The sequence below is a fragment of the Lysobacter rhizosphaerae genome (genome assembly GCF_054779795.1).
On sequence record NZ_BAAGXO010000008.1, the window covers coordinates 1 to 1,840 of the forward strand.

A 1,840-nucleotide genomic window follows, 5' to 3' on the forward strand; every position below is an offset into this window, starting at 1 on the left:
GATCCAACTATTTGTCTTCCTGCTTGCCGGGTATGTCGGCCTGCAGACCATCAGTCGAATCCCACCTCTGCTGCACACACCGCTGATGGCGGCAACCAACGCGATTAGTGGCATATCGCTGGTGGCCTCGCTGGTACTCGCCGGGAGCGGCGATGGCCTCATCGCGGCCATTCTCGGTGCAGTGGCCGTAGCCTGCGCCACCGCCAACATCGTCGGCGGATTCCTGATCACCGACCGCATGCTCGCCATGTTCCGGCGCGCACCTTCCAAAGACGAAGAAGAGGGCGGCGCCAGCGCCGCGGATGTATGAACGAAACCGCAATCCAGATCGCTTATCTGTTGGCCGCCTTCCTGTTCATTGCGGCGCTACGGGCGCTCGGGCGTCCGGACACTGCACGCCGCGGCATGCAGGTTGCGGCGCTGGGAATGCTGGTTGCGGTGGCCGCGACTCTGTTGCATACCGGCATCATCAGCTATGGCTGGATCGGTGCCGGGCTGGCGGTGGGCGCACTGGCGGGATACCCCCTTGGCATGTGGGTCCCGATGACAGCGATGCCGCAGCGTATCGCCATGAGCCATGCGCTGGGAGCGCTTGCAGCGACGCTGGTCGGCATTGGCACCTATCGGCACGGCCTGGGCGCCGGCGAACTTGGCCACGGCCACATGCTGGCGCTGGGTTTCGAGGTGCTGCTCGGCGCGCTGACCGTTACCGGCAGTCTGATGGCCTTCGGCAAACTGCAGGGGCTGCTGCCGGGCCGCCCGGTAACATTCCCGCTGCAGAACATGGTCACTGCGGCGCTGTTCATCGCCGCCGCAGCCTGCCTGGTTGTGCTGGTGATAGCGCCGTTGTCGGTACCGCTGTTCGTGGCGATGCTGGTGCTCAGCCTGGCCATCGGTGTAGCGGTAGTGCTGCCAATCGGTGGAGCCGACATGCCTGTGGTCGTGTCGCTGCTGAATTCCTACGCAGGCCTGGCAGCCGTCGCGACGGGCTTCGCCTTGGACAACAACATCCTGATCGTGGTCGGCGCGCTCGATGGCACCAGTGGCTTCATTCTGTCGGTGGCGATGAGCAAGGCAATGAATCGCCCGTTCCGGAACGTGCTGTTCGGGGCTTTCGGTGCCCAACCGGAAGGCGGCCAGGCGGCGAGCACCGAAGGCGGTGAGATGTCTCCGATCAATGCGGAGGATGCCGCTCTGCGGATGGCTTACGCCGAACGGGTGGTTGTCGTGCCTGGCTACGGACTGGCGGTCGCGCAAGCTCAACACCAGGCTCGCGAACTGGGTGACATGATCGAGAAGCGAGGGGGTGATGTGCGCTTTGCCATCCATCCCGTCGCCGGGCGCATGCCGGGCCACATGAATGTTCTGCTGGCTGAAGCGGGCGTGCCCTACGACAAGCTGGTGGACATGGAAGACATCAACGAGCGCTTTGCCGAAACCGACGTTGCCCTGGTGGTCGGCGCGAACGATGTAGTGAACCCTGCAGCTAACAGTGACCCGCAGTCACCCATCTACGGAATGCCAATACTGAAAGTGGCAGAGGCGCGAAGCGTCATCGTGCTCAAGCGAGGGCAGGGCGCTGGTTTCTCCGGCGTGGAAAACGCACTGTTCTACGAGCAAAAGACCTCAATGCTCTTTGGGGATGCCAAGCAGTCCTTGATCGATCTCGGAGTACAGGTCAAGGCCGCGTGACATCGGGCGGTCATCCGGCGGAGATGGGTAGCCCACGCGCGCCAGAAGCCGGGCGTGCGTCCTTCACAAAACTGAGTGTGTAGACACCCCAGCAATTTCCTCGATTGCATCGCTGGGTGGAAGAATGTCTGCCGAAGTGCGTGGATTC

General features: G+C 63.1%; 2 protein-coding genes. Both read left to right on the top strand.

Annotation, left to right across the window (positions count from 1 at the left end; translation table 11 throughout):
* Positions 1 to 310: NAD(P) transhydrogenase subunit alpha part 2 (locus ACYVGE_RS13140; RefSeq protein ID WP_460730586.1), on the top strand; the 310-nt coding region annotated here is incomplete at its 5' end.
* Positions 307 to 1,692 (top strand): NAD(P)(+) transhydrogenase (Re/Si-specific) subunit beta, encoded by a 1,386-nt coding sequence (locus tag ACYVGE_RS13145; protein WP_460730587.1) that lies wholly within the window; start codon positions 307 to 309, stop codon positions 1,690 to 1,692. The genes ACYVGE_RS13140 and ACYVGE_RS13145, both read left to right, overlap by 4 nt.
* Positions 1,693 to 1,840 lie beyond the last annotated feature (148 nt).

Bases quoted from the DNA above. Each gene is read 5' to 3' on its own strand.
- ACYVGE_RS13145 (WP_460730587.1), top strand. From the start codon at position 307: ATGAACGAAACCGCAATCCAGATCGCTTATCTGTTGGCCGCCTTCCTG.